This window comes from Pseudomonas putida, from assembly GCF_050990305.1.
In the GTDB taxonomy this organism is placed as follows: Bacteria; Pseudomonadota; Gammaproteobacteria; order Pseudomonadales; family Pseudomonadaceae; genus Aquipseudomonas; species Aquipseudomonas putida_AH.
Genome location: NZ_CP158817.1, coordinates 4,000,215 through 4,026,901 on the forward strand (window position 1 = coordinate 4,000,215; position 26,687 = coordinate 4,026,901).

At 61.4% G+C, this 26,687-nt stretch carries 23 protein-coding genes; 4 read left to right on the forward strand and 19 right to left on the reverse strand.

Annotated elements, in window-relative coordinates; all coding sequences use genetic code 11:
- Positions 1-8 precede the first annotated feature (8 nt).
- The 3 genes from ABTV22_RS17995 to hpaC all read right to left on the reverse strand — a co-directional run bounded on the left by ABTV22_RS17995 (position 9) and on the right by hpaC (position 3,921).
- Entirely contained in the window at positions 9-686 is a 678-nt protein-coding gene (locus tag ABTV22_RS17995) for a DUF3313 domain-containing protein (protein WP_433735847.1), read from the reverse strand.
- Positions 687-1,935: 1,249 nt separating this feature from the next.
- Positions 1,936-3,069, reverse strand: a complete 1,134-nt coding sequence (locus ABTV22_RS18000; RefSeq protein WP_433735848.1) for an alanine--glyoxylate aminotransferase family protein — start codon at positions 3,067-3,069, stop codon at positions 1,936-1,938.
- 339 nt (positions 3,070-3,408) lie between these two features.
- Positions 3,409-3,921 carry a 4-hydroxyphenylacetate 3-monooxygenase, reductase component gene (gene hpaC / locus ABTV22_RS18005; protein WP_433735849.1) on the reverse strand — a complete coding sequence of 171 codons (513 nt, stop codon included), beginning with the start codon at positions 3,919-3,921 and terminating at the stop codon, positions 3,409-3,411.
- A gap of 260 nt (positions 3,922-4,181) precedes the next feature.
- Between hpaC and ABTV22_RS18010 the strand changes: the two genes are divergently transcribed.
- Complete coding sequence (locus ABTV22_RS18010; protein ID WP_433741438.1) at positions 4,182-4,811, forward strand: response regulator transcription factor; 630 nt, start codon at positions 4,182-4,184, stop codon at positions 4,809-4,811.
- A gap of 280 nt (positions 4,812-5,091) precedes the next feature.
- On the opposite strand, the gene feaR is transcribed toward ABTV22_RS18010, so the two are convergent.
- From feaR to ABTV22_RS18055, 9 genes are all read right to left on the reverse strand, one after another.
- Entirely contained in the window at positions 5,092-6,012 is a 921-nt protein-coding gene (feaR, locus tag ABTV22_RS18015; RefSeq protein WP_433735850.1) for a transcriptional regulator FeaR, read from the reverse strand.
- A gap of 153 nt (positions 6,013-6,165) precedes the next feature.
- Positions 6,166-7,116, reverse strand: coding sequence for a PDR/VanB family oxidoreductase (locus tag ABTV22_RS18020; RefSeq protein WP_433735851.1), 951 nt, complete (start codon positions 7,114-7,116; stop codon positions 6,166-6,168).
- A 156-nt stretch (positions 7,117-7,272) separates the two neighbouring features.
- A complete protein-coding gene (locus ABTV22_RS18025) occupies positions 7,273-8,013 on the reverse strand; it encodes an SDR family NAD(P)-dependent oxidoreductase (RefSeq protein WP_433735852.1) in 741 nt (246 codons plus the stop codon).
- A gap of 10 nt (positions 8,014-8,023) precedes the next feature.
- A complete protein-coding gene (locus ABTV22_RS18030; protein WP_433735853.1) occupies positions 8,024-8,524 on the reverse strand; it encodes an aromatic-ring-hydroxylating dioxygenase subunit beta in 501 nt (166 codons plus the stop codon).
- Positions 8,521-9,804 (reverse strand): aromatic ring-hydroxylating oxygenase subunit alpha, encoded by a 1,284-nt coding sequence (locus ABTV22_RS18035; protein ID WP_433735854.1) that lies wholly within the window; start codon positions 9,802-9,804, stop codon positions 8,521-8,523. Before ABTV22_RS18035 ends, ABTV22_RS18030 begins: the two co-directional genes overlap by 4 nt.
- Before the next feature lie 51 nt (positions 9,805-9,855).
- A complete protein-coding gene (locus ABTV22_RS18040; RefSeq protein ID WP_433735855.1) occupies positions 9,856-10,977 on the reverse strand; it encodes an amidase in 1,122 nt (373 codons plus the stop codon).
- Positions 10,974-11,459 (reverse strand): nuclear transport factor 2 family protein, encoded by a 486-nt coding sequence (locus tag ABTV22_RS18045; RefSeq protein ID WP_433735856.1) that lies wholly within the window; start codon positions 11,457-11,459, stop codon positions 10,974-10,976. Before ABTV22_RS18045 ends, ABTV22_RS18040 begins: the two co-directional genes overlap by 4 nt.
- A gap of 3 nt (positions 11,460-11,462) precedes the next feature.
- Positions 11,463-11,834: a hypothetical protein gene (locus ABTV22_RS18050; RefSeq protein WP_093222363.1), complete on the reverse strand. Its 372-nt coding sequence runs from the start codon at positions 11,832-11,834 to the stop codon at positions 11,463-11,465.
- Between the two features lie 43 nt (positions 11,835-11,877).
- Complete coding sequence (locus ABTV22_RS18055; RefSeq protein WP_433735857.1) at positions 11,878-13,041, reverse strand: acyl-CoA dehydrogenase family protein; 1,164 nt, start codon at positions 13,039-13,041, stop codon at positions 11,878-11,880.
- A gap of 390 nt (positions 13,042-13,431) precedes the next feature.
- Between ABTV22_RS18055 and ABTV22_RS18060 the strand changes: the two genes are divergently transcribed.
- The 3 genes from ABTV22_RS18060 (at position 13,432) to ABTV22_RS18070 (ending at position 16,365) form a co-directional block, all read left to right on the forward strand.
- Complete coding sequence (locus ABTV22_RS18060; RefSeq protein ID WP_433735858.1) at positions 13,432-14,910, forward strand: PAS domain-containing sensor histidine kinase; 1,479 nt, start codon at positions 13,432-13,434, stop codon at positions 14,908-14,910.
- Between the two features lie 266 nt (positions 14,911-15,176).
- Positions 15,177-15,944 (forward strand): SGNH/GDSL hydrolase family protein, encoded by a 768-nt coding sequence (locus tag ABTV22_RS18065; RefSeq protein WP_433735859.1) that lies wholly within the window; start codon positions 15,177-15,179, stop codon positions 15,942-15,944.
- Positions 15,937-16,365 carry a nuclear transport factor 2 family protein gene (locus tag ABTV22_RS18070; protein ID WP_433735860.1) on the forward strand — a complete coding sequence of 143 codons (429 nt, stop codon included), beginning with the start codon at positions 15,937-15,939 and terminating at the stop codon, positions 16,363-16,365. Before ABTV22_RS18065 ends, ABTV22_RS18070 begins: the two co-directional genes overlap by 8 nt.
- A 395-nt stretch (positions 16,366-16,760) precedes the next feature.
- Here the strand turns inward: ABTV22_RS18070 and ABTV22_RS18075 are convergent, their stop codons facing one another.
- The 7 genes from ABTV22_RS18075 to ABTV22_RS18105 are packed head-to-tail and all read right to left on the reverse strand — an operon-like array spanning position 16,761 to position 26,684.
- Positions 16,761-17,906: an OmpA family protein gene (locus ABTV22_RS18075; protein ID WP_433735861.1), complete on the reverse strand. Its 1,146-nt coding sequence runs from the start codon at positions 17,904-17,906 to the stop codon at positions 16,761-16,763.
- A 15-nt stretch (positions 17,907-17,921) separates the two neighbouring features.
- A complete protein-coding gene (gene tssE, locus ABTV22_RS18080; RefSeq protein ID WP_433735862.1) occupies positions 17,922-18,368 on the reverse strand; it encodes a type VI secretion system baseplate subunit TssE in 447 nt (148 codons plus the stop codon).
- Between the two features lie 3 nt (positions 18,369-18,371).
- Positions 18,372-18,908 carry a type VI secretion system lipoprotein TssJ gene (gene tssJ / locus ABTV22_RS18085; protein ID WP_433735863.1) on the reverse strand — a complete coding sequence of 179 codons (537 nt, stop codon included), beginning with the start codon at positions 18,906-18,908 and terminating at the stop codon, positions 18,372-18,374.
- Positions 18,889-19,986, reverse strand: a complete 1,098-nt coding sequence (gene tssG / locus ABTV22_RS18090) for a type VI secretion system baseplate subunit TssG (RefSeq protein ID WP_433735864.1) — start codon at positions 19,984-19,986, stop codon at positions 18,889-18,891. Before tssG ends, tssJ begins: the two co-directional genes overlap by 20 nt.
- Complete coding sequence (gene tssF / locus ABTV22_RS18095; protein WP_433735865.1) at positions 19,950-21,719, reverse strand: type VI secretion system baseplate subunit TssF; 1,770 nt, start codon at positions 21,717-21,719, stop codon at positions 19,950-19,952. Before tssF ends, tssG begins: the two co-directional genes overlap by 37 nt.
- A 22-nt stretch (positions 21,720-21,741) precedes the next feature.
- Positions 21,742-23,328 carry a type VI secretion system protein TssA gene (gene tssA / locus ABTV22_RS18100; protein ID WP_433735866.1) on the reverse strand — a complete coding sequence of 529 codons (1,587 nt, stop codon included), beginning with the start codon at positions 23,326-23,328 and terminating at the stop codon, positions 21,742-21,744.
- A complete protein-coding gene (locus ABTV22_RS18105; protein ID WP_433735867.1) occupies positions 23,325-26,684 on the reverse strand; it encodes an ImcF-related family protein in 3,360 nt (1,119 codons plus the stop codon). Before ABTV22_RS18105 ends, tssA begins: the two co-directional genes overlap by 4 nt.
- Positions 26,685-26,687 lie beyond the last annotated feature (3 nt).

Genomic DNA, 26,687 nt, shown 5'->3' on the forward strand with positions numbered 1-26,687 from the left:
CACTCACTTCATTGATGAACGAACGACCACAGATCGGTGTTCATTTTGTCGATAGCGGCTTTAAAGTCTTTGGTTGTAATTTTCTGACTCTCGTTCTCTAACTGGCTGCCGAATACCTTACGCACCACTTTGGCCATCGTCTGGTTGGTTTTCGCATCGATGAACTCGGCTTCGATGTACAGATTCGTGTCTTGATCCCGATGGCCGGTGACGGCCTGTGTCGCGCCGACAACGGCGGCGATCGGCATCACCTCATACCACTTCATGCCTTCGTTCGAAGCGCTGACGCCCGTGATGGCCGCACGCAGGACCAAGGGGTGTGACCCCGCCGGTGCAGCCGCCGCGCTGGATGCCCTTTTGTACTTGCGGCCCAGCACACTTTTGGCTTTCCTGGACATGTAGTTCTGCAAGTCAGCCAGTGTCTGCTGATTAACCTGTTCATTGGGTTTTGGAGCCGGATAAAACTCCAGCGCCCTGAACGCGATGGTGTCATAAGCATCCGGGTTCCACGATGGGCTCACCCAGCGCAATGACTGCTCACCCGTGGTGGTGGTCACTTCTTTCAGGTCGTTGTAGTTGGACAAGAAGCCGGAGTATTGCTCGCGCTCAGTGACCTGGGAGGTACAACCGGCGAGTAGCAGGCAGGCCACTGCGACGCCGACAAACAGTTTATGGGCCGAGGTCATGCTGGGTTCACTCCACGATTGAGTCGGGTTCCGTCAACAGAGCATCAGTAGCGCCAAGTTCTGTTTCCAGCCATGGCTTGAATCCGGACGTTGTCGTTGTGGACCGGAACTGTGCCACCGGCAACTCGCCGAGTCAGGCCATGGCCCAACTGACATTGATGTCGGGGTCGTTGTCCAGAGCATAGGTGGCTCCTGTGACTATGTTCCAGGTTCTCTCATCGGTACGAAAGCGCTGCACTACTGATCGCGCCGAGGGCAAGGGCGGTTTTGCCACGGCCGTCATTGCCCACAATGATAATCGCTGAACGGTTTTTACGATTGGAGCAGCACCGGGAGAGGATCAGACCTGGCTGTTGGGGGATCACCAACCCTTGTAGGAGCGAGCACGCTCGCGAAAAACGCCAGGACAACTCGGGCATCCAGAAAGCCCGCGTCATCGTTGACGTCCATCGCGAGCATGCTCGCTCCTACAGGGGAACGCGGGCATGTGCTGCGGATTGCGCCGAGGGCAAGGGCCGTTTTGCCACGGCCGTCATTGCCCACAATGATAATCCTTGAACGGTTTTTACGATTGAAGCAGCACCGGGAGAGGATCAGACCTGGCCGTTGGGGGATCACCAACCCTTGTAGGAGCGAGCACGCTCGCGAAAAACGCCAGGACAACTCGGGCATCCAGACAGCCCGCGTCATCGTTGACGTCCATCGCGAGCATGCTCGCTCCTACAGGGGAACGCGGGCATGTGCTGCGGATCGCGCCGAGGGCAAGGGCGGTTTTGCCACGGCCGTCATTGCCCACAATGATAATCCCTGAACGGTTTTTACGATTGGAGCAGCACTGGGAGAGGATCAGACCTGGCTGTTGGGGGATCACCAACCCCTTGTAGGAGCGAGCACGCTCGCGAAAAACGCCAGGACAACTCGGGCATCCAGAAAGCCCGCGTCATCGTTGACGTCCATCGCGAGCATGCTCGCTCCTACAGGGGAACGCGGGCATGTGCTGCGGATCGCGCCGTGGGCAAGGGCCGTTTTGCCACGGCCGTCATTGCCCACAATGATAATCCTTGAACGGTTTTTACGATTGGAGCAGCACCGGGAGAGGATCAGACCTGGCCGTTGGGGGATCACCAACTCCTTGTAGGAGCGAGCACGCTCGCGAAAAACGCCAGGACAACTCGGGCATCCAGACAGCCCGCGTCATCGTTGACGTTCATCGCGAGCATGCTCGCTCCTACAGGGGCAAGATGAGGGCTTAGTTAACCATCACCTCGTCCAGTGCCTGCTCGAGGGTGCTGACCGTGCGCTCGATATTGTGCAGTTTTTCGAGTCCGAACAGTCCGATGCGGAAGGTCTGGAAGTCGGCCGGCTCGTCGCATTGCAACGGCACGCCGGCGGCGATCTGCAGGCCATGGTTGGCAAATTTCTTGCCGCTCTTGATGTCGGCATCATCGGTGTAGCTCACCACGACGCCAGGCGCCTGAAAGCCGGCGGCGGCCACGCTTTTGATGCCTTTGCCGGTCAACACTGCGCGCACCCGATCGCCCAGAGCCTGCTGTTCGTCGCGGACCTTGTCGAAGCCGTAGGCTTGTGTCTCTTTCATCACTTCGTTAAATCGCGCGAGGGAGTCGCTGGGCATGGTTGCATGGTAGGCATGCCCGCCCTGTTCGTAGGCCTGCATGATCTGAAGCCACTTTTTCAGGTCGCAGGCAAAGCTGCTGCTTTGCGTGTGTTCGATGCGCTCGAGGGCCAAAGAACTGAGCATTACCAGGGCGCAGCAAGGGGAGGAACTCCAGCCTTTCTGTGGTGCGCTGATCAGCAGGTCTACCGCGCATTTGTGCATATCAACCCAAATCGTTCCCGAGGCGATGCAGTCCAGCACGAACAGGCCACCCACCGCATGCACGGCATCGCCGACGGCCCGCAGGTACTCGTCGGGCAGGATAATCCCGGATGAGGTTTCAACGTGGGGGGCGAAGACAATCTGCGGCTTGTGCGCGGCAATGGCTGCCAGCACTTCGTCCAGAGGGGGTGGCGCGTAGGCCGCCTGGCGACCGGTATCGACCGGTCGGGCTTTCAACACCGTAGTGGCCGCCGGGATGTTGCCCATCTCAAGGATCTGGCTCCAGCGGTAACTGAACCAGCCGTTGCGTATCACCAGGCATTGCTGGTCGGTGGCAAACTGTCGCGCCACCGCTTCCATGCCAAATGTGCCGCTGCCCGGGACCACCGCAACGGCCTGGGCGTTGTAGACCTGTTTCAGGGTCGTGGAAATGTTCTTCATCACGCCTTGGAATGACTGCGACATGTGGTTGAGCGAGCGGTCGGTGTAGACCACTGAGTACTCGACCAGCCCCTCAGGATCGATACTGGGATATAGCTTAGACATGGGTGACTCCTTTGGCAGAGATGTCAGTGGGGTCGACCCTGCCCTAAGCCTTGGCAAATGACAAGATTGCTCAGATTGAAATGCGAATTTTGTCGAGCGGCTGGAATCACCTGTGGGCGGGGGGTCCAGTAAATCTGTCCCCTTTACGCCCTTGGTTCGGACCTGAACAAGCGAGTCTGCTCGCAATGAGGCCGGAAAATTCTACGTCCATGGCGACATAGAGACTGCCATCGCGGGCAAGTCGGGTCGCCGCACCGCTCGCGCCTACAGGTATCCATTGTCTGTAGGAGCGAGCGATGCGTCGACCCGACTTGCCCGCGATGAAGATAAAGCGGTCTATCAGCAAGTGGCGACGGCGTGGTCCAGGCGATGGAACAGGCGGTTGAAATACACCAGGCTATCGCGCGGCTCGCGCACGCCAACCTTCGTCAACTCCACGAACATCACCGAATGCGAGCCCACTTCCTTGCACTCGCTGATGCGCCCTTCCAGCTGCACCAGGGCGTCACGCAGCACCGGCACGTCGGCGGCGCCGTCGTCCCACAGGTCCCAGGCGAAGCGTTCGTCCATCGGCACCTTGGTCATGCCCGCGAAGTGGCGGGCCAGTTCTTCCTGCTCGCCGCACAGCACGTTGACGCACAACCGGCCGTTGGTGCGGAATACGTCATGGGTGGCGCTGTTACGGTTGACGCAGACCAATACGGTGGGCGGCGAATCGGTGACCGAGCACACGGCGCTGGCGGTGATGCCGCAACGACCGCCAGGGCCATTGGTGGTGATGATGTTCACCGCGGCCGGCAGTTGCGCCATGGCGTTGCGAAAGTCGATTTGCTGCTGGCTCAGGTCGGCCATGTCTTTGCCCCTTCCTTCAGGAGGACCGTTCGTTTGCGGTCCGTAGGTGATGGAACAAGATTAAGGCCGGCCGCGGCACGCAACCATTCTGACGATCCCCACGCGAAGGTAGGCTTTCCGCTAGTCGACTAGGTGGTTTCTTTATCGCAAGGGCCGGCCACAGTGGGTATTCTGCTATCTGGCTCCAAAAAGATGAGCCGATGCCCGCCGCGCGTGCTCGCGAGCGAACACAATAAATAGAATTTTTCGTGGCAGCCCAGATGGAAACCCGCAAACCGATTGTTTACATCGTTGACGACGACAAGGACCTGCGGACCTCGCTGGCCTGGCTATTGGAGTCGGTCAGCGTCCAGGCGCAGTGCTTTGCCGGCGCCGAAGAGTTCCTCAGCCAGTACGACCCCAAGCAACCGGCCTGCCTGGTACTGGACGTACGCATGCCGGAAACCAGCGGCTTCCAGTTGCAGGAAATCCTCAACCAGCGCGGCAGCACCTTGCCGACCATTTTCGTCTCGGCCCATGGTGATATACCGATGTCGGTGACGGCGATGAAGAACGGCGCGCTGGACTTCGTCGAGAAGCCCTACAACCCGCAGCAGATGATCGACCGCATCCAGGCCGCCCTGAAGGCCGCCGTACACGCCCAGGCCGATCAGGAGCAACGCCAGAACCTGCAAGGCAAACTGGCCCTGCTGACCAGCCGTGAGCGCGAAGTGCTGATGTTGGTGATCGATGGCAAAGCCAGCAAAGTGATCGCCCGGGAGCTGAACATCAGCGTGAAAACCGTTGATGTGCACCGCACCAAGATCAAGGAAAAAATGGGCGTGAGCAGCATTGCCATGCTGGTGCGCGAGGTGCTGCATTTGCCGGGTGAGGAGCCGGTGCGGCATTGATTCAGATGTTAGAGGCCTAGCACTTCAAAGAAATTGAGGCCCTCATCGCGGGCAAGCCCGCTCCCACAGGTATTGATGGTGTTCACAAACTCTGTGTACGACACCGATCCCTGTGGGAGCGGGCTTGCCCGCGATGAGGCCGGCACATCCAACATCCATTCCATCTGACACACACCAAAACCGTAGGAGCTGCCGCAGGCTGCGATCTTTTGATTTTGATTTTTAAAAACAAGATCAAAAGATCGCAGCCTGCGGCAGCTCCTACATTGGGCTTGGGTTTTCAGTTCTGGCTGTAGCGCTTGCGATAAGCACCGGGGGACACGCCGAAGCGCGATTTGAACGCCGAGGAGAAGTAGCTGGAATCGGAAAAGCCCCACGCATAGCACAGCGCCGACAGCTTCTGCTCGACATCGTTGCGACGCAGGTTTTCCGCACAGAAGTCCAGGCGACGGTGCTTGATGTACTGCGCCACTACCAGACCGCGCTTGGAGAACATCCGGTACAGACCGCGCACGGAAATCCCCACTTCCCGGGCAATCAGCTCCGGGCAGAGTTCTTCGTCGCTGATGTGTTCGTCGATAAACGCAATGATCTTGCGGAACTGCCGCTCGTGGATATCGCCATTGCTGTCGCGCCCACTGATCCCCGGCAATAGCAGGCTGGCCAGGGCGTCGAGCACCGCTTCGCTTTCCTGCATGTCCAACCCTTCCTGCTGGCGGGTTTCCAACACCAGTCGGTTGGCCATCGCCGCCAGGGGATTGCTGGACGCGATACGCGTGGCGCAATTGACCGCTTTGAAATGCGAACCCCGCTCGACCACCTGGCGCGGCAGGATCAACGACAACTGCCGCGAGTCTTCGTTGTAGGTCATGTCACTCGGGCGGCTGGCATCGATCAGGGCAATGTCGCCACAACCCAATCGTGCACGGCTGTCACCCTGCTCCAGTTGCGAGCTGCCGCGCAGCTGGAACACCGCATAGTAGTGGCCATCGCTGCTGACACTGACATCCTTGCTGGTGCGATACAGGTGCACATGGGCCATGTCGACCACGCTGAGCTTGATCGCGCCCCCACGAAACTCCGCCAGCTCGCCGTAAAAATCGGTATCCAGCGCGCGGGCGTCGAAGCGCCCGCAGGCCTGGTTCACCTGGCTCAGCCAGCTTTCGAACGCCTCATTGCGCACCGCCGATGCTGTAATCATGTCCGCAAAGCCTCACGTTTTTTTGTTGTTATTTTCCGACCGCTTCGTCGAGCGGTTCGTTAAAAATCTTTCATGATCCGGCCATCCCTCCCTCGACGGCCGCCGGCGCCCATTCAACAGGCTCCGGCGTCTGCTTTCCAGCCTTGAAAGCGTTTAAATATCCAATACCAGACGAGCGGAAAGTGCCCGGGAAACGCAGGCGCAAATCTGCTTGTTGGACGCCTTTTCCTTGTTCGACAGGCAGTTGTCGCGATGCTCCGGCACACCGTCCAGCACCTCAACGATGCAGGTTCCGCAAATGCCTTCGCGGCACTCGGTGTCGATGTCGCAACCATGGGCCTGCAGTACATCCACCAGGCTGCTGTCGGCCGGCACGTGCAGTACCACGCCGGAGCTGGCCAGTTCCACCTCAAAGCTGCCGGCCGGGGCACTGTTGGCAGCCGGATCTGCAGCGAAGTGTTCCAGGTGAATGGCATCGTCCGAGCGGCTGCGCGATGCCACTTCCACCACCTTGTTCATGAACGGCGCCGGGCCGCAGGTGTAGACGTGGGCGTCGCTACCGGCACGGCCCAGGCACTCGCTCAGCGCAGCGTCCAGGTCCGCAGGTTCCACACCGTAGTGGAACTCCACGTGGTCGGCAAAATTCGTCGCCAGCAGTTCGGTGAACGCTGCGTACTCGGCCGAGCGGGCAAAGTAATGCAGGCGATACGGCTGGCCACTTTCCGCCAGTCGATAGGCCATGCTCAAGAGCGGCGTGACACCGATACCGGCAGCGAACAGCACGTGTTCGCGGGCGGCAGAATCGAGGCGGAACAGGTTGCGCGGCGCCCCCATTTCCAGCTCCATGCCCTCTTCGACCTGCTCGTGCAAGGCTTGCGAGCCGCCACGCGATTTCGGCTCTTTTTTCACCGCTACCAGATAGGCGCGGCGGTCCTGTGGCGGGCTGCACAGGGAATATTGGCGGGTTACGCCGGTCGGACCGGTCAGGTCGACGTGGGCACCCGGCTCATAGGTGTCGAGCGGCTGGCCGTCACTGCGCACGAGGCGAAAGGAACGGATATCCAGCGCTTCGTCGACGATCCTTTCGATCTTCACCTTCATCATTGCATCACCTGAATACTGTGTTTGAGTTCTTGTTATTGCGCTCTGTAGGAGCCGGCTTGCTGGCGATGGCGGCAATCCAGTCAGCATTGCAGCGTCTGATTCACCGCTATCGCCAGCAAGCCGGCTCCTACAGGTGTTGCGTAAATCCTGGGCTGCTCAACGCATGTACAAGCCGCCATTGATGTCCAGGCACGCGCCGGTTACAGAGATCGCGTTGTCGGAGATCAGCAGCAGGACGCTGTCGGCGATGAACGTCGGGTCGCCGAGGCTGCCCGCCGGGATCATCTTCAAAATCTGCTCCAGACGCTCCGGGGCCACGGTTTCGCGCACCACCGGCAAGTCCAAAGGACCTGGCGAGATGCTGTTGACCGTCACGCCACGGGGCGCCAATTCACGGGCGAAGACCTTGGTCAGCGTCGCCACGCCGCCCTTGGCAGCGGCATAGTGCGCGCCAGTGGCGGTGCCGCCGTTCTGCCCGGCCAGGGACGCGATGTTGACGATCCGGCCGAAGCCACGCTCGGCGAAGTGCGCACCGAACACCTGGCAGGCGACGAAAGTGCCGCGCAGGTTGATCGCCATCGACTCGTCGAACTCCTCAGGCGTGATGTCCATCAGCGCCGCGACTTTCGACACGCCGGCGTTGTTCACCAGAATGTCGGTGCCGCCCCAGCGTTCAGCGAGCACGTCGCGAGCACGCTGGAAGTCGGTTTTGCTGCGTACATCCAGCTCGATGGCGACGGCGGTGGCACCGCTGCCATCCAGCTCGGCGGCCAGCTGCTGAACGCCATCGAGGCGCACGTCGGCCAGGCCGACGCGATAACCCGCCGCGTGCAGACGGCGGGCGATGCACTCGCCCAGTCCGCGCGAGGCACCTGTGACCAGGGCTACTCGACTCATGATGTTGCCCTCACAGCAGGAAGCCGAGCGCGCTCAGGCTGTCGGTGGAGTTGATCAAACGCACAACCTTGCGCTCCAGCGATGGCACGCCGTCGGTGAAGCGAATGCGGTGGTTCAGGTCCGCCACGAACGGCGTGTGCACGCCGCGCTTGTAGGCGTACAGCACCTGCGCCGAGTTGACTTCAACGATGTCACCGGCCGCTTCCACCAGGCGGAAACGCGAGATGGTACGGATGGTCTTCGCCGCGTCCACCGCCGACGGCGAGTAGCCGGCGCTCAAGCGTTCGATACGCAGGGCACGCATGCGTGCATCGTCGTAGGCGTAGTTGAGCGTTGCCTCGAAGTCTTCGGTGTCCGGGTCGATCGGCACGATGTACTTGCCGCTTTCGCTCCACAAGGTCGCCCACTCGGCGTAGTTCTTGTGGTCCAGCAGCTCGGCTTCGCGCCAGATGAATTCGATGGCCTGGGCCAACGGGCCGGTGAAACCGTTCAGGGTGTCTTGATTGCTCATTGGCTCATCATCCTTTTCCACATGTCGTAGGCACCGCGCATGCCGCCTTCGTCGGTGGCATGGGAGACCTTGTCGCCGTTTTCAGCAGTGATTTCGCGGTTCAGGCCGCGGTTGACCAGGATCGGTGCATCGACGCCGGCATACGAGCCGCGCTGCACGCGGTCCCAGGCTTCGGCATCGTCGGGGCTGCCGAAACCGAACGGGCCCTGGAAGTGTTCGTGAATGCGCATGCGTTCGCGGTTGGCGATTTCCGGGCCGCCGTCCATGCCCAGGGCCACGTGACGGATTTCCGTTTCGGTGACCGACACTGGGCGCAACACGCGGAAGAACGACATCGACATGGCCACGTTAGGGAACAGGTTCAGGTTGAACCCGGCGCCGTGCAGCGAGCGCACGATGCGGCGAACCTGTGCAGGCTCCATGGTTTTCGACAGTTCTTCGGTGACGTGGGCGAAACGCTCTTGCAACTGTTCGGTACCGTCGTCGTGATCCAGGTCGACGTGCTCCGGCACCATCACCATCACGCTGTGGCCGTTGCCCAGCGAATGGGTCACGGCTTGTTCGTCGGTCATGAACGAGAGCATTTCCGAGGTTTCTTCATCCACCGACGACATGAACGACTTGTGCACGATCGGGAAGTGATAACCGTCGGTGGTGTTTTCCAGCTGGATCTTCCAGTTGCCCTTGAAGCTGAACTTGTGTTCGCCCTGGGTCTTGATCGGGTAGCCGGCGCCCTGCTTCATGAACAGGTCCATCCAGTGCTTGGCACCGCCAAGGAAGTCTTCCAGCGGCTCGATCTCGTCGTTGTAGCTGGCGAAGATCATGCCGGCGTAGCTTTCAACGCGCAGGCTGGTCAGTGGCAGCTCGGACTTTTCCAGGATGCCTTCATAGCCGTCCGGGTATGGCAGCGCACGCAGCTTGCCGTCCAGGCCATAGGACCAGCTGTGGTACGGGCAAGTGAATCCGGTGGCGTTGCCCTTGTGCTTCTCGCACACGGTGGCGCCACGGTGGCGGCAACGGTTTTCCAGGACGTTGATGTTGTTTTTCTTGTCGCGCACGACAATCACTGGGCGACGACCGATCATTGCGGTCTTGAAGTCGCCGCTGTTGCGCACTTCGCTTTCGTGGGCAACCCACACCCAGGTGCGGTAGAAAATCTTGTCCAGTTCGGCTTCGAACAGCGCCGGGTCGTTGTACAGCGAGACGTCGACGCGGTCGTGCTGGACCAGCTCTTCGGGGCTTTTCGACGTTGCGATCAGCGTGTATTCATGAGTGCTCATGCGGTTCTCCTCATGGCTTCTTGTTATGATTTCGTTTGTAGAGCCGCGCCGTTAACCGGCCATGCTCTGTTGCAGTTGCGCACCAAAGGCGCAGACCACTTCGTCCTGTCCTTTACGGCCAACGATTTGCAGGCCGACTTTCAGCCCACCGCAATCGAGTTCCACCGGCACCGTCAGCGCCGGATGGCCGCTGAGGTTGAAAGGCCGTACCAGTGGGGTCATGCCGGCCACGGCCTTGCTGCCGCCGCGCGCTTCGCTCAGGGTGGGTGGCAGGCTCGGCAAGGTCGGCAGCAGCAGCACCGCGAACTCTTCCAATGCAGCATCCACCTGCTGGGTAAAACGGCCGCGTACGGCTTCGGCCGCTGCGAGCTCTTCACGCGTCGTACGGCTGGCGGCCAGCAAACGGGTTTCCACGTCTGCACCGATCAGGTCCTGACCGGTCAGGTGACCGAAGGCCGCCCAGTTTTCAAAATTGATCACGGTCAGGCCGGCGGCGAAGGCGGCTTCGAATTCGCTCAGGTGCAGGCTGCTGCGACGCCAGCCGGCACGGTCGGCGGCAGCACCCAGGCTGGCTTGCAAGTGCGCGTCGCAGGCCACTTCCAGAAAGCCGACTTTGGCGCCGTCACCAGGCAAGCCCTGAACGGCAAAACCTGGGCAAATCACCTGCATCGCGGCAATCAGGTCGTCCATGGTTTTGGCGAACGGCCCGACGCAGTCGAGGCTGGACTCCAAGGGATGAGCACCGACGCGGCTGACACGGCCATAGGTCGGCTTGAGCCCGGCAACCCCGCAGCACGCTGCCGGGACCCGCACCGATCCACCGGTGTCGGTACCAATAGCGATGTCCGCCAGGCCTGCGGCAACCGCCGACGCCGAACCACTGGAAGAGCCGCCTGGAACACGGTCTGGCGCTTGCGGGTTGATCGGCGTGCCGGTCCAGTCGTTGATACCGGTGACGCCAAACGCCAGTTCATGCAGGTTGGTCTTGCCAACGATCTGCCAGCCGGCGCCGAGAATCGCGTCCACGACTTCGGCATTTTTCGTGGCTGCCGGGGCATCGGCGAACGCGCGACTGCCCGAGCGGGTCGGGTAGCCGGCGATGTCGATGGAGTCCTTGATCGCAACGCGCTTGCCGTTGCCACCGAGCAGGAATTCGCTGATGAAGGTACTCATGCGCCTAGCTCCTTTTTGTTCAAGTCAGTGTTGAACAAACGTTGCGTGCGGAAGTGCGCGATCAGCCAGGTGCCGTCGACACAACGGAAATCGATGTTCAGGCGGGTGCCGAACAACTCGTTGCGGCCATCGGCGTAGGTGGAGATCTGCTGCATGATCCACTGCCCCTGCGCCGCGTTGCCGTCGACCACGATCGACTCGCTGGTGAGGTAATGCAGGTTCAGGCTGAAGTGATCCGACGGCGGCAGGTAACCGCCGACAAATGCCGCCACGGCCTCGCGTCCGCGATGCTGACCGAAGGTCTGCGCGGTCTCGCGACCAACGCCTTCCCAGACCGCATCTTCGGTAAACAACTGCGCCAACTGACTGACATGCACCGCCGCTCTTGGCACATCGCAGAGGTCCATGTAGCGCGCCATCAGGCGACGCACCGCGCTTTCCCCTTCGAGCGTCGCCAGACGCTGGAGCAAGGCCTCGTTCATGGCTTACACCTTGGCCGCATCAGGGATGGTCAACGGACGGCCGATGCGCGCTTCGACTTTCGCGTAGCGCCACAGGCTGTACTCGTTTACAGGCGTGGTGCGGAACAGGTTACAGGCGTCAATCACCGTTTGGTGGCAGTCGACATCGGCCATGATGTACACAGTCCATGGCGAGGTGGTGGACGGGCCGACCATCAGGCGGTCGTCATCCATCGCGCCGAGCACGGTGATGCCGGGCATCGCGCCGAGGTCGGCCATCATTTTGCTGAAGCCCTTCCACACGCTCAGGCCTTCGCCGGTAGGCAGGTCGAAAAAATTCTGGGTGATGCCGATGCAGAAGACGACGCGCAACGGTTCCTGGGTAGCTTGGGACATGCTGTTGATCCTTGAATTTGAAGACTGAAAAATGGGTTGGAATTCAGATGTAGCCCGGGAACGGCTGTACGCCGAGGAACACCGAGCCTGCGCCGTCGTACAGACCTTCGCTGAGGAAGGCGTGCTGGGTCACCACCATCGAATCGCGCAGGTAGCGTTGCAGCGGATGGCGCAGGTAAATGGCGGTGGTCCCGGCCAGGCTGTAGGCGCTCTGCACCACGGCGGCGCCGGCCTGGGAGACGTGGATCGCCGACAGTCGCAACTGGCTGGTCTGCTCCGGGGTGACCGGGTTGCCGGCCAGGATCGAGTCCCACACCTGTTCGGTGGTGTTGTAGAAAAAGGCACGGGCGGCAGCGAGCTTGGCTTCGGCCTTGGCGATTTCGATGCGCACATAGGCGCGGTCGGACAACTTAGGCGCGCCGGTGATGCCACCGCCGTTGGCCATGCGACTGACTTCGTCGATGGCAGCGCGAGCCAGGCCCAGGTTGACCACGGCCAGCACTTGCGCGGCGTAGGCAATCGATGGGTAGCGGAACAGTGGTTCGTCGATGGTCGCCGCACCGCCGCGAATGAAGGTCCAACGCTCGTCGATGCGCTTGTTGGTGACACGCAGATCGTGGCTACCGGTGCCCTTGAGGCCGACCACGTCCCAGTTCTCGACGATTTCCACTTGATCCGGACGGAACACGGCAGTGCGTGGCTTGCCGCCCGCCGCGCCGATACCCACGCCCAGCAAGTCAGCGCCTTTGCAGCCGCTGGCGAATTTCCAGGTGCCGTTGACTTGCCAGCCACCTTCGACGGCTTCAGCCGGTTGCAGCGGGAACAGACCACCGGCGAACACCAGATCGGGGCTGTCGGCATAGAGTTCAGCCAGGGTTTCTTGTGGCAAGGCGGCCAGATAGACGCCGGCGCTGCCGAAACTGGCAACCCAGCCAGCGGAACCGTCGGCTTCGGAGATACGCTCGATCATCTGCAGGAATTTTGCAGGCGCCAAGGCGTCGCCGCCGAAGCACTTTGGCGTGGCGGCGCGGTAGATGCCCACCTGTTTGAAGCGCTCGATCATGTCCCGTGGTACATGGGAAACACTGTCGAACTCCTCGCGACGCTGACGCACTTCATCCAGGACTCGCTGGAATGCCTGGCTGTCGACGACATTTTCGTCAACGCCGATCGATGCGTCTTGTTGCGCGACCGCTGAACGCAGCATGGGCTTTCTCCGTTTTGCTTATTGTTAGAGGGCACAGGTAACGACAGACAACTGCCAAACGATCCTGTAGGAGCCGGCTTGCTGGCGATGAGACCAGCAAAATTAGCGGTGTTCTTGACGCCGCCATCGCCAGCAAGCCGGCTCCTACAAGTGATGCGTGTGACGCAGATTTTTCATGTGTCACCCACCTATGTGGGTGGCTACCCTTGCATTGGGAGCCAGTGTAAAAACCGCATCCGACGGCAACTATTGGTGCGTGCAGCCCCCCAACTAAAGAAAACCCCTAGTCCGCCCCCGGTTACCTCTGAGCGCTTCCCCGCGCATGAGCCGGTATAAAACGCCATACTTCCGGTTCACCGGTCTCAATCCCCTGCCGCCAAGGGCTGCGCGATGTATTTGCCTGAACAGAACGACTTTTTCACGCTGATCGAAGCCATGCCGCTGTGCATCATTCTTCACGATGCCCACAGCAAGGAGATTCTCTGGGCCAACGCTGCGGCCTTGTCGGCATTGGGCTTTACCCTCGAAGAACTCACTCCGCTCAAAGCCCCGGACATGACCCGCGATGCGCCCAAGTACCGGCGTTCGGTGGGCTTGCGCTGGCTCGAAGGCGCCGCCCGTACCGGCCAGCGCGCCATCGAGTGGTGCTACCGCTCCAAGCAAGGGGTGGAGATTCTGTCCGAGGCGGTGGCGACGCTGGTGCACCTGCAAGGTCGCGATGTACTGATGGTGCAGTTCCGCGACATTTCCAAGGAAGACAAGGTCAAGCGCGACCTCAAACGCTTCGAAAGCCGGCTCAAAGCGTTCATGCAAGACCTGGCCGAGGGCGTGGCAGTGCTGGGCCCCGAGGGCGAGATTCGGTTTATCAGCGACTCCGGTGCGCATCTGCTCAACAGCAAAGTGCAGCAACTGATCGGCAAGAACTTTCTCGGCTGGTGTGACGACGCTTCGCGCCAACGCCTGCTGCAGCAACTGTCCAACGAGACGCCCGAACACCTGCCGTTCAGCGTGCACTACAAGGTGCAACGTCGGGACGGCGAATGGCGCTGGCATGACGCAACCTGCCGCTACATCGAGATCGAAGACGATCTGGTGGGGCATCTGCTGCTGTTTCGCGATGTCACCGATCAGGTGCAGGCAGAAGAGGCGCGGCGGGTCAGCGAACAGAAAATCGAATACCTGGCGCGCTACAACGCCATGGGCGAAATGGCCGTGGCCATCGCCCACGAACTGAGCCAGCCGCTGGCCGCCACCCGCAATTTCATCGAAGGCGCGTTGATTCGCCTGGGCAACGCCGCCGAGGCCGACCAAGGCGTCGCCTGGGGTTTGCACAACGCCGTGCGGCAAATCGAGCACGCGTCGGTGATCATCAAGAGCGTGCGCGATTACGTGGTCAAGCTGGAGAAAAGCGAAGAACTGATCGACCTCAACGAACTGCTGCGCGAAACCCGCTACTTCATCAGCCTGCGGGCCGATCCGAGCCTGATACGGGTCGACATCGCCCCTTCACCGCAGCCGCTGCGGGTCAGTTGCGAGAAAGTGCTGATCGGCCAGGTGATCCTCAACCTGGCGTTCAACGCCATCGAAGAAATGGTCGACCTGCCCCTTGAACGCCGCGTCCTGCGCATACAGGCCAGCCGCGACGGCGATGTGGCGCTGGTGCGGATCGAAGACTGCGGCCGGGGGATTCAAGCCGAGGCGCAGGAGAAACTGTTCGATGGCTTCTTCTCCTCCAAGGTCAGCGGCAATGGGATTGGCCTGGCGTTGTGCAAGAACATCATTGGCCGGCATCGGGGGGATATCTGGGCGCAGAATCTGGAGCCGTGTGGTGCGGTGTTCAGTTTTTCGCTGCCGTTGGCGGTTTCATAAGCAAGTGTGGTTCGCTCAAGACGGTGTACCTATCCTTGGAACCATTTGTAGGAGCGAGGCTTGCCCGCGAAAAATACTCAGACACCGCGGACATTCAAACTGCCCGCGTTATCGTTGACGTCCATCGCGGGCAAGCCTCGCTCCTACAAGTGGTCCGAAGCCGTTATAGAAACTACTTCTACTGCCCTATTTTCGGCGGATATGACCGGTGACGCACCAGACAAGGTTCTGGCAGCCTAGCGACATCAATCCCAAGGCCCTTTGCCATGAGCAAAACCGAAACCCTGGCCAAAATCATGCTCGGCCCCGTGCTGCTGATGCAGGGCCTGTACACCCGCCGGGTCACCCCGATATTGCCTGAAGCCGAGGGTGAGCGCGAAGGCGAAGCCGGTATTGGCGCCCCCCTGCGCCTGATAATTCTCGGCGACAGCGCCGCAGCAGGTGTCGGGGTATCGACCCAGGCCGAGGCCTTGAGCGGCCAGTTGGTCAATCGCCTGGCCAGGGATTTTCGGGTCTGCTGGAAGCTCTCGGCCCAGTCGGGCCTGGACTCGCAAGGGTTACTGGAGCGGCTCGGGCAGCAGGCGCTGGAGCGGTTCGACGTGGCACTGCTGTCCATCGGCGTCAACGATGTCACCGGCAGGCTGACGGCGGATCAATGGATCGCCCGGCAGCAACAATTGATGGAGGTGCTGATCGGCAAGTTTGGCGCCAAGCTGATCGTCGTCTCCCCTCTTCCCCCCATGCATCTGTTTCCGGCACTGCCGCAACCGCTGCGCTGGTACCTGGGTCAACGGGCCGTGCGCTTTAATGCGCGTCTTGCACATCTGGTCGAGCGCATGGATCGCTGTACGATGCTGACCACCCATTTGGCGCCCGTGGCCGGTTCCATGGCCGCGGACGGTTTCCACCCCGGGCCATTGATCTACAGTGCATGGGCCAATGACGCGGCACAGGTCATTGCTCGGCATTTCGGTAACAACCCATCAGGCAAATTTGAACAACAACAACAAAAAACAGGAGTTGACGATGTCTGAACTGCAACTGCATCCCAAGGCCGCGGAGTCCCTGAGCCTGTGGCACGCGATGATCCGCACCGGCGACCTCAAGGCCCTGCCCGACCTGCTGGACCCGCAAGCGGTGTTCCGCTCGCCAATGGCGCACACGCCGTATCCTGGCGCGCCGGTGGTCTCGATGATTCTCAACACGGTATCCAAGGTGTTCGAAGACTTTGCCTACCACCGTGAGTTGGCAACCGCCGATGGCTTGAATGTCATCCTTGAGTTCAGCGCCAGGGTTGGCGAGAAGCAGCTCAAGGGCATCGACATGATCCGCTTCAACGAGGAGGGAAAAATCGTCGATTTCGAAGTAATGGTCCGCCCCATGAGCGGCTTGCAAGCCTTGGGCGAGGAAATGGGCAAACGCCTGGGCGCTTACCTGGCCGCCAGCAAGGCCTGACCGTTAAGCAGCCTGGCCTTGCCAGGTGATTCAACCCAGGAAACCTGTAGGAGCGAGCATGCTCGCGATGAATTCAAGGACGCCGCGTTGAATCAGTTGGCACACGTAATCGTTAACGACCCTCGCGAGCGTGCTCGCTCCTACAGGAGGCCGGCACTCCGATTGTCTGTAGGAGCGAGCATGAACGCGATGAATTCAAGGACGCCGCGTTGAATCAGTTGGCACACGTAATCGTTAACGACCCTCGCGAGCGTGCTCGCTCCTACAGGAGGCCGGCACTCCGATAGTCTGTAGGAGCGAGCATGCTCGCGATGAATTCAAATGCGCCGCGTTGAATCAGTTGGCACGCGTAATCGTTAACGACCCTCGCGAGCGTGCTCGCTCCTACGGTCTTGCTATACGGAGCCAACAGACGATTGCCCGCAGGCCCCCGCCTGTGGCACCAGACTGATATCGACTCGACGGTTGGCCGTGCGCCCGGATTCCGTTTCATTGCTGGCGATCGGTTGGCTGGCGGCGACCCCTTGCACGGCAAAACAACTGTCGGGAATGTCACCCATGCGTTGCATCCAGCCACGTACGGCCGAGGCGCGGGCGTGTGACAGTTGGCGGTTCTGTTCGGGGTTGCCCCGATCATCCGAGTGCCCGCTGATGACAATCAGCCAACCGGGTTGGGCCTTGATGTCGATGAGTGCATTGATCAGTACCTTGGTCGAACCAGGCTTGAGTTCGGCGCTGCCGGCGTCGAACAGTGCCAGGCTGTCCAGGCGTACGGGTGTGGGGATCGGCTGTTGCTGCTGGAACAGCGCCATCACGCCATGCTGACCCTGATTGTTCCAGCCATACAGGCTCCACCAGACGCCACCGGCCAGAAGGAGGGTTGCCGCCACGGCACCTAGCCAAATGATGCGCCGCCGCGCAGTCGGTTTGATCTCAGGCACAGGGTTGGCCGGCCAAATCACGATGGGCATCAACCGGGCCGACTGTGTTTCGCTGGAGGTCAGTTGTAGAGCACTGCCCATCGCGGTGTTCAGCTGCAAGCGATGCCTCAGACTTTCGATCTGCTGACGCAGGGCTTGCAATGAGTGGATTGGCATCGGGTGATCCAGCCGCCACTGTAAACGCAGCATTTCGGTATCCAGATGCACAAGTGCGGGCAGGCTGTGCATGTCCAAGCGCAGGCTGCGCAGCAACGACTGCAACTGAACGAACAGCCAGGTCAGGATATCCAGCCGAAGCGAAGGCATGGGTGGCCATAGGTTCGCCCCTTCGCAGCCGAGGGTCCCTATCAGCGCCACGCCCTGGGCCATGCCGTCCAAACCGTGGCGCTGACTGCGCGCCAATGCAAAGGCCGCGGCCGATTGCAGGTCTGCGCCGTTCTTCTGGAACAGCGTCAGACACAGTTGCTCGACCCTCGCCCAGTCCACATCCGGGCATGCGGGGTGATTAAGCTTGGCCAACTCTTCACGCAACGCTGCAAACTCACTGAAGTCGCGCGGATCGCCACCCACCCTGATGCACATTTCAAATAACGCCGTCATCGCGCCTCCTTTGGGTTACAGGTTCGATTGCGCCAACCAGCTCTGGCGCTTCAGGTGACGCACCAGGACTTTGCCCTCGGGTGCCAGCGTCGTGCCGAAACTCACCTGTTTGCCGCTACGCAGTTGCGCCTCCAGCGCGTAGTCCAAATATCCCGGTTGAACCTGCGGCAGTAATTGGATGCTGATGGCCGCCAGCCGGGGTTCGTACTTGAGCAGCGTGTCTTGCAGGGTCCTCATCAAGGTATGCGCCGTTCCCGGCAGCCCCTGCAGGATCTGGCCCATGTCCGTGAGACCGTAATCGGGCAGGTGCGCGAGTGTGCCGGCACGGCTGTTGAGGATGCGTTGCACGTTGTCCAGTACCGAGAGCGTGTACTGGTCCTCTTCGCTGACTTGATGCAGGCCCAGGTCCCCATTGAAGTTCTGCAACAGCGTTTCATAGAGCGAGGGATTCAACTCCGGCATGGGTTACTCCTTGGCCAACGGGCGCAATGTCAGTCGGTTGTCCCCCAACTCGATGACCCGTGCCCGATCCGGGTTCAGGTCATCACGGGTCAGCGTCAAACGCCAGGTGTTGAGTTCGGCATCGGGTTGGCGAAACAACGCGACGACCGTGACGACCTGCGCGTCCTTGTCCATCGGCACGCTCAGCTGTGCGCCTTCACCGGGCTTGACCACCACCGTGCGCGTGTCCAGCAGATCGCTACTGAGCACGCGATCGTCTTCGCTGAGCAAGTTGTCATAGCTGGCTTTTTCCACGGACTTGTTGGAGCGCAACTGGTACACCCGCACCAACGTTGGCACCGACAAGCCGCTCATCTCCGTGGCTTGGGTGTTCATCGCGACCCTGGAACTGATGTCCAAGTGCAGGGTTTTGACTTGCTTGTAGAAAATCCCGTGGGCGGTGGATGCGGTGGACTCCGTCACCGATTGGGTCAAGCCGCAGCCGGTCAGCAGCGCACTGAGTGCAGCGATCATCAGGGGGTTAGAAACGGTACATGCCATGCGGTCTGTCCTTGTCGTCGGGAAGGTTGTCGAGGCCTTGGTAGCGGCCCAGGTTGATGGTGATCGTGGCGTTATCCGCGTCCTGTCCGGTGCGACCTTTCAGCCCCAGCACACCGGTCATGCCCAGCAATACGGGCTCGCCGCCCAACACCGGTGGCGGCAGGCTGCGCAGGGGTAGCGACAGCTTGAGTTTCGCGGTGCAGCGCCAGCCCAGGTACACCCGCAGCAGCACCCGCAGATCGTTGTACAACTGCCCACCGGGCAACCAGCCTTGGGCCTCTTGCTGATCCTCGGTGAACAGCGCCAAGTGCATCTGACTGTTGGCGTCGTGGCCAGACGCCCCCAGCGGCGTGCCTTGTGACAAGCTCACCGGGTATCGGCTGGACAGACCGGCGGCCTGCTTCAGGGCGATTTTCAGCGGCCAGTGCGGCGCCACCTGCGCCCGGGTTTGAGGGGCGAGCAGCGTCACCAGCGCGGTAATACCCTCGGCGTTGCGGGTCGGCAGGCGCATCACACTGAGCAGCGCCAGAAACCGCGATACAGGTGTGGCGATGCGTTGCGCGGTGCCGGGAATCCCGAGGCCGATCAGACCCAGCAGGCACTGCGACGTCTTATCGGCAGCGCCTGCTTCGAAGGTGGCCGGGTACGAATATTTGCGCCAGATTCGGTAGAACTGGGTGAAGATCCGGTGGTTGAAGATATCGAGGAAACCCTCCAGCGCTTCATGCCCTTCCCGACGCTGGGCGATGTCGTCGAGGAAGGCCGTCGGCAACGGCGAGTCAACGCCATACAGGCCCAACAGGCGTGTGCGCACCGTGGCCGGGCGCAGCGGATGATTTTCGTCAGTTTCGATCCCCCGCAATTCACCGGCGGGAAAGCCCATGCCGGGGTCGGGCCGGAAACGCACCGGGTCATCGGCCGGGTGGGTGGTGCTGCCCAGTGGCGGATGATCAGGCAATGCCTGCTCCAGTAACTGGCAGAAGCGATACAGGTTGGCCTCGGCCACTCGCCCTTCCAGTATTTGCAGCAAGCCACTGGCTTTCAGCCGGGAATACGCTGACTGTGGTTCTCGTTCCATCGCAGGCACTTTCCAGTAGGTTGAAGGATCAGCGTGAGCTGGTTGAACAGATGAATGTCGGCGTACAAGGCGAAGAAGCGATGGAGCATTTCGCCGAACAGGCTGATGTCGCCTTCGCCGGAAAAACCGTTGGAATCAAGGGTGACGTCGATGGCCACACCGCGCAGCAAAAAGCCTTTTTCGAAACGCTGCAGCAGGTAGTGTTTGACCTCAACGATGGCGGCCAGGCGTCGACGATTGAGTTCGCTGCCCGTCCAGTCGTACAGCGCCAGCGTGCCGCGCAGCACTTCGGCGTTGTCGAGCATCGGCAGGAAATTCGAGCCCAGATGACTGAGCACGCGCCAGTGGAAGCGGTCGCGGTTTGGCGGGTAGCACGGCAAGGTTGGCGCGCAGAGATTACGCACCCGCAGACCCACCTGGGAGGACTGCGCCGGTGTGTCGAGCAAGGTGCTTTGCAGCGCCTTGCGCGGGAGTTGGCCGTGCGTGCCGGTCAGGTGCAGCGACAGACTTTTGTTATTGCGCGCCAAGTCTTCGTCAAAGCCTTCGCCACCAAGGATCAGCCAAGTGTCATGCAGACCATTGGTGCCGCGTTTCAGCCGGGTATGGAAGTAACGTTCAGGGGATTCGTCACGCAACATGCCGCCCTTGTGGCGGAAGCTGCTGAACGGTACATAGTCCTGGCGCTCGCCATTCTTCGACCCGCTGACCTGATCCACCGAGTAAATTTCGGTATGACCGTCCTGCAAGCGCATGGGGCGAAGCAGGTAATCAGTCTGCAGCGGTTGCAGCGTCAGCGGGTCGGACTCCAGTTTGAAAAGATTGATCACCGGAACCGCATGCAGGCGAATGTGCTGGGCGCTCAGGTTGAATGCCTGCGGCCACTGTTCGCGCAGCACCACCTCCAGTTCGAACCACGTCGCGTCCGGCCTGATGGTGAACTGCTCCAACCCACGCAGATGCACGAACATGAACTTCTCGCGGAAGGTGAAATACTCAAGCAGCAGCTGATAGCCGCTGAAGGCACTGTCGCCCTTGGGCCACAAGCGATCCTCATCGGCAAAGCCTTTGGGTGAAAAATATCCATCCAGCGGATAGCGTTCGCAATCGTCTGGCAGGCGCACATACAACGTTTCAGCGTTGAGGGCCAGAGCCTGATGCAGTGCACTGGCCATCGGCGCATCGGCATTGAGGTAAAGCGGCAGGTAACTGAGGTCGATCTCGCTCCATTTAGCCATCGTGCCGCGGGTGAAGCGCAGCCTCAGCAGTGAGCGCCCGTCTGGCTCGTGGTCCAGCCGCACGGAATCCAGGGTCATCGGCCGTAGTGTCAAATCCTGGGTGGTGGTGTATCGGCATTGGGTGCGTTTGGGACCGATGGGCTGCGACAGCACCTCAAAACCTGCGCCAATCACTTTGCTGCATTTCATTTCCCCCACTTGCGGCGCCAGTTCGACAATGGACAGTGACGGAATGGTGCGCAGGTAATGTGGCCACAACAGGCTGACCAGACCTTCAGTCAGCTCCGGCAGGTCATCGTCAAGTTTTTCGCGCAAGCGGCCCATCAGGAAGGCAAAGCCTTCGAACAGACGCTCCACGTAGGGATCTGGCGCCCCCGGTTTGTCCAGGTTCAGTTGCGCCGCGCGGTCCGGGAACGCTTCGGCGAATTCCTGCCCAGCCTCACGCAGGTAGCGCATTTCGGCGTCGAAGTAATGCAGTGTCAGGTTGTCCTTGTTCATCATTAAACTCCTGTGAATGTGATTAGCCGCACAGCACGGCGGCGCGTACCGGATCGATGGCCACCAGCGCCGCCAGCAGCGCGTCCATACGCTGGCCCAGGGCGGTTTTGTCGGCATCGTGGCGCTGGGCTTTCAAGCGCAATAACTTGAGCAGGCGCGCCTTGACCTCGAAACACAGTGGCGGCTCCCATTGCGCCAATGCCTGGCGCTGAGCCGTGGCGTCCAGCTCGCCCAGCAGGTGCAGGGCCAGATCGCTTTTGCCGTATTGCTCGGCCACCCGCGCCATCAGCAGGTGCAACAACCAGCGTTGCCGTCCGGTATCGATACCAGGGCGCGCAGCCAGCCAGGCCAACGCTTGCTCGACGCCATCACTGTCGGCTTGCGCCAGCGCCTCACCCTCCAGTGACAGGATCTCGCTATCCGCACCCGCCGACGCCATGGCGGGCACCGGCAACCATTGCTGCGGGCGGTTGCCGCTGACGTGCTGGGTGATCCACTCGCGGGTGGTTTCGTCGGCAAAGGGGGTGCCGTCGCTCCAGCACAGCAGTTCAAGGCCCGGCAAACGTTCGAGAAACATGCCTAGGTCACGCTTGGCGATATCCGCCCAACTTTCCTGCGGTGCCGGTTGTTTACTCAGTGCCTGAACGGCGTACCACTGCAAATCCAGCCAGAAATGGTTCACGCCTTCGGCGTAGATACGCTCGACCTGATCGAGCAATTCATTCCAGCTCTGTTGCAGGTAGAGGCGCTTGAGTTGAGCCCGGTAGTCGCCACGGGGCGCAGTCAGGCGCGTCAGGCCGTTGGCGTCCTGGGCCGGTGCCTGATGCACAGTGTCCCAGCGCAGGCTCTTCATCAGCCGATGTGCCGCCAGCCAACCGTTGGGTTGCTCACGCAAATACCCGGCAAGCGCCCGGCCGCTATCCAGCAAATCGCGCCCGGACTTGATCGCGTTCGCGGTGGGTGCTGCCGTTTGAGTGGCGGAATCGTGACTGGCACTGTTCTGCGGCACCACGGCATCGACCCCACCGGACTGCGCCAACCGGGAGGACAAGGCGCTGTACAACGCGCCCAGCTGCGGACGTTGATCCTCCGGCCAGGCCTCCAGGCCCCGCTCCAGCCAAACCAGTGCCGCCACCGTGCGCTGCGCCTCGTCCTTCACCACTTCCGGGTACAGCGACAGGCAGTCCAGTACCTTGCTGCTGGCCAGCCATTCCAGGGCCATCTTGCGGCTGTTGGGCCGCATGGGCAGGACCTCTGCGGCAAAGCGTTCGATCAAGGCAGCCAACAATTGCAGGCCATCGGCCAGACCGGCCTCACCGTCCTTGTGCAAGCGCGCCCACAGGTAGTAGGTGGACACGCGCAAGTCCTTGCAGCTTTGGGTGAGCAGCTTCTGCGCCAGTTGCAGCACCAGGTCGACATCCGCGCCGGACAGTTTGTTGACCTCCTCGCGCATGCGCTGAAAGTCATCGTCATAACCGGGGTCTTCGCCGACCGGCGATTCGGGGCTGATGGGCTGCAACCAGGCCTGCCAGCGCTCTGATTGCACATGGGCAAGGGACACGGGATCGCGCTCGCCCAGGCAGCGATTGATCAGGGTGCGTAGGGTCATTGGAAGTTCTCGTTTTGCGCCAGTGCGGCATTGCCTTCACCGAGGAAAATCTGCTTCGGCATTTTGAAGTCCCGCAACTTGAGCAACGCCAACGGCCCCGCCCCCAGTTCCGTGCGCAGATACCAGGTCAGGTCGATGCCATCGGGGGCGCGCAATTGCAGGCGTACCTGGCTGCCACTGTCGGTCAGCGGCGTGACCTTGGCTTGTTCCAGCAAGCGGATCAGCCCCCAAGTGCCCTCGTAATCACCGAACAGCCGTTCATTGGCAATCACGCTGGTCCAGGTCAGGCGCGTGCCCGGATGGGCGGTGAAACCTGGCCAGCTGAAGCGCTGCCAGCTTTCTTTCTGGTTGAAGTAGTGGTGCTTCTGGCCGTTGAGGATGAAGGTGGTCTGCACCACGTCGCGTACCGCTTTGCCCTGCAATTCGAAGCTGATGCCCATGCCGCCGTCGGTGTACAGCACGTCGGCCAGTTGGCTGAGCTGGTTGATTGCACTGAGGAACTGCGGATTGAAACGCAGGCCCTGGCTATGCCGCGCGTCGGCGACCCAGCGGCTGCCTTCCTTGCGCAACACGCCCCCGAGCTGCTGCTGGAGGAACTGTTCGATGCGCCCGGAGTCGGCGCGGATCATCTGCCCGAGCATCGGCAGCGAGGCGTCGCTGGCGGTGGCGGCGAACGGGTAGCGGCCGGCGAAGGCGCCGTGCCAGTCGTTGACGATCGCCCGTTGCCACTGGCTGTTGAGGCCGGCGGCCGAAGGTTGCAGGACCCGTTGCCAGGCCTGTTCCAGCGGCTGCACGAACAGCGTCTGGCCGATCCCGTCCCACTCCGCGCCGAGGCTGGCGGCGAGCAGGCTGGCGTAGGCCTGGGTGTCGGTGAGGTCGACGTTCTGGCCCTGGAACACACTCTGCGCCAGGGCCTGGGTCATGGCTTGCGGGTTGGCGGCATTGCTCACTTGCTGCAGTTTGAGGCGCACGCGGGTGACGCGGTTGAGCAAGGTGTGCAGGCTCAGGCGCTCATCGTTTTCGGCGCCGTCCTTGCCCAGCAGGGCCAGCAGCGGGCCGAAGCTGGCGTCCAGCGGATTGTTTGTTGTCGGTTGATCGATCAGCGGCACCTGATCCTGGGCGATCAGCTTCTGCGCCGACTTGACCAGCGAATCGCCCAGCGCTTGCCCGCGTGCGCCGGCCTGGCCTTGATACGCCAGGGCGTTCATCAACGCGATCAGCGGCGACTGGCGCACATCGCTCATCAGCGCCAGTTGGTCGATCACCTCGCCCAAGTTGTCGGCCGGTTGCCAGCGCAGGCTGTTGAGGAAATCGAGCCAAGCGTCGGCGTAATCCTGGAAGTAGCGTTCGCTCAGTTGCTGGCGCAGTTGCTCCGGGGTCAGCTCGGCGGCGATCTCGTTCGGCTGGTCACTCAGGACCCAGTCGACTTCCTCGCGCCGTGCCTCGGCGATGGCGTCGATGGCCCGGCGCACATGGCCTTCCCACGCCTGGCGGGTGAACACACCGGGGACGCTGTCGCGGCTGAAAAACAGCGCCTGCACATCGGCCTCGCCGACCAACTGTTGCAGGCTCAGGGCCGGGTAATGCTGGGCGGCGTCGTCCAAAACTTTTTGATAGAGGCTGGTGTGGGCGTTGCGTTGGCTTAACTGGCCGAGCAGCACCTGACGCACTTGGGCGATCAGGCGTTGGTCGATTTCGATGCGCCACTCGGGGTGCGCTGGCAGTTGCTCGGTGTAGAACTGCCACAGGCTCGGCGACAGGGCTTGCCACAGGCTCGGCGAGGCAGCGGCGAGTGGTGGTTGTGCGTCGCTCAGCGCTTGGGCGAGGAAGGCTGGATCGGTTTTTTCCGGGCGGGCCAGCATCAGGTAAGCCTTGAGCTGGCTATGGGCGGTGGCGGCGCGGGCGAGGCGTTCGGGGCTGTCCGGGGGCAGCTTCAGGAGTGCGTTGAGTTGCTGTTGCAGGGTGCTCGCGACCGGGTCGCGTAGCAGGCGCTGGCTGGCTTCGACGTAGCGTGGCCACAGGGTGTTGAGCAGTTGCTGGTTGCGATTGAGGCCGAAGCGTTGGTACCACGGCGTGCCGTGTTGATCGCGATACACAAGGCGGTCCAGTTCGCGGTTCAGTTTGTTGAAGGCCAGTAGTTGCTCGTCGGGGCTGTGCGCCTGTTGCATCGCTGTGACGGCCGCTTGCACCTCGCCGAGGTGCTCGCGGTTGCTGGCAAAGGACAGCAACAGGCCGGCGCCCCACACCGCGATCAGGGTCAGTACCAGGGCATAGGCGATGCGCGGAATGCCCCAGCCGAGGCGACGCTGTTGAACCGACTTGGCGCCGAGCACGCCTTCCCAAGGTGGGGTGGCGTGCCACAGGTTGTCGGTGCTTTTTGTATTGTCCTTAAGCGGCAGACTGAACCATAAACCGCGCAACGGCACGCCGCGCTCGAACACCCGCCACAACGGGCCCAGCGCCTGCCGCCAGCGGGGGATGCCTTCGACTCGCAGGTCGCGGGCCAGACGCACGAGAAAGTCGTGAGGGATGGCCTCGCGGATTTGCGTCCAGCCTTTTTGGCGCAGGGGTTCGATCAGGCTGTCGAGTGCGGTGTCCAGCTCCGACACGGTGGCGGATGGAGTCAGCAGACAGCCGACCGGTTCGGTTGGGCGTTGGTCCTGCGGCCACTTACTGTCGCAGACCTGCCACAGGTGCAGCGGCAGTTGCCAGCGCAGCTTCACGGCCAGCGTTTTCAGGTGGCGCGCGCCAAGGTCCATTGCACGGGTGTCAGTGGTTTGCGATTTGTTCAGCGCCCAGATCACACCGTCGAGGGCGCGCCAGCGGGTCAGCCAACGGCACAGGCTCAATACGGTGTCGTTCGCAGCGGATTGCGTACTGCCGCCCCACAGTAGAAGCGTGTCGTGACCTTGCAGCCAATGATGCATGGCCAGATCAGGGGCGATGGCGTTGATCTGTTCCGGTTCGCCGACGACCAGGAATACGCGAATCTTAAATCGCCAGAGCAGGCCGTGTTGTTCGCTCAGATTGTCCTTGATCGCCGCGATGATGCGTGCCGCTTGCGTCTCGACGGATTTTTCGGGGGACACCGACGCTGGGGGATCATCTTCACCCGCTTTCAGGCGCCGATAATTTGAGTTCCCCTTCAGATTCCCCAACAACTGATAGCCACCGATGAACATCACCACGATGAGGGTCGTGGCCGCTATCACTGTAAGCCAGAACGTTTGCCAGACTCCGCCGGAGACAATCCCCAGCGACTCAGGATGACGCCAGACGAGCACACCCAAGACCAGACCGGTGAGCAACAGCCCCCCGACCACAAAACCTACCCCTACAGAGCGTCGAAACTGCATTCG

Bases quoted from the DNA above. Each gene is read 5' to 3' on its own strand.
- ABTV22_RS17995 (WP_433735847.1), bottom strand. From the start codon at position 686: ATGACCTCGGCCCATAAACTGTTTGTCGGCGTCGCAGTGGCCTGCCTG.
- ABTV22_RS18065 (WP_433735859.1), top strand. From the start codon at position 15,177: ATGAGCAAAACCGAAACCCTGGCCAAAATCATGCTCGGCCCCGTGCTG.
- tssF (WP_433735865.1), bottom strand. From the start codon at position 21,719: ATGAACAAGGACAACCTGACACTGCATTACTTCGACGCCGAAATGCGC.
- ABTV22_RS18035 (WP_433735854.1), bottom strand. From the start codon at position 9,804: ATGAGCACTCATGAATACACGCTGATCGCAACGTCGAAAAGCCCCGAA.
- feaR (WP_433735850.1), bottom strand. From the start codon at position 6,012: ATGATTACAGCATCGGCGGTGCGCAATGAGGCGTTCGAAAGCTGGCTG.
- ABTV22_RS18040 (WP_433735855.1), bottom strand. From the start codon at position 10,977: ATGAGTACCTTCATCAGCGAATTCCTGCTCGGTGGCAACGGCAAGCGC.
- tssE (WP_433735862.1), bottom strand. From the start codon at position 18,368: ATGCCGGAGTTGAATCCCTCGCTCTATGAAACGCTGTTGCAGAACTTC.
- ABTV22_RS18075 (WP_433735861.1), bottom strand. From the start codon at position 17,906: ATGACGGCGTTATTTGAAATGTGCATCAGGGTGGGTGGCGATCCGCGC.
- tssJ (WP_433735863.1), bottom strand. From the start codon at position 18,908: ATGGCATGTACCGTTTCTAACCCCCTGATGATCGCTGCACTCAGTGCG.
- ABTV22_RS18070 (WP_433735860.1), top strand. From the start codon at position 15,937: ATGTCTGAACTGCAACTGCATCCCAAGGCCGCGGAGTCCCTGAGCCTG.
- ABTV22_RS18025 (WP_433735852.1), bottom strand. From the start codon at position 8,013: ATGAGTCGAGTAGCCCTGGTCACAGGTGCCTCGCGCGGACTGGGCGAG.
- tssG (WP_433735864.1), bottom strand. From the start codon at position 19,986: ATGGAACGAGAACCACAGTCAGCGTATTCCCGGCTGAAAGCCAGTGGC.
- ABTV22_RS18020 (WP_433735851.1), bottom strand. From the start codon at position 7,116: ATGATGAAGGTGAAGATCGAAAGGATCGTCGACGAAGCGCTGGATATC.
- ABTV22_RS18000 (WP_433735848.1), bottom strand. From the start codon at position 3,069: ATGTCTAAGCTATATCCCAGTATCGATCCTGAGGGGCTGGTCGAGTAC.
- tssA (WP_433735866.1), bottom strand. From the start codon at position 23,328: ATGACCCTACGCACCCTGATCAATCGCTGCCTGGGCGAGCGCGATCCC.
- hpaC (WP_433735849.1), bottom strand. From the start codon at position 3,921: ATGGCCGACCTGAGCCAGCAGCAAATCGACTTTCGCAACGCCATGGCG.
- ABTV22_RS18010 (WP_433741438.1), top strand. From the start codon at position 4,182: ATGGAAACCCGCAAACCGATTGTTTACATCGTTGACGACGACAAGGAC.
- ABTV22_RS18060 (WP_433735858.1), top strand. From the start codon at position 13,432: ATGTATTTGCCTGAACAGAACGACTTTTTCACGCTGATCGAAGCCATG.
- ABTV22_RS18055 (WP_433735857.1), bottom strand. From the start codon at position 13,041: ATGCTGCGTTCAGCGGTCGCGCAACAAGACGCATCGATCGGCGTTGAC.
- ABTV22_RS18050 (WP_093222363.1), bottom strand. From the start codon at position 11,834: ATGTCCCAAGCTACCCAGGAACCGTTGCGCGTCGTCTTCTGCATCGGC.
- ABTV22_RS18045 (WP_433735856.1), bottom strand. From the start codon at position 11,459: ATGAACGAGGCCTTGCTCCAGCGTCTGGCGACGCTCGAAGGGGAAAGC.
- ABTV22_RS18030 (WP_433735853.1), bottom strand. From the start codon at position 8,524: ATGAGCAATCAAGACACCCTGAACGGTTTCACCGGCCCGTTGGCCCAG.
- ABTV22_RS18105 (WP_433735867.1), bottom strand. From the start codon at position 26,684: ATGCAGTTTCGACGCTCTGTAGGGGTAGGTTTTGTGGTCGGGGGGCTG.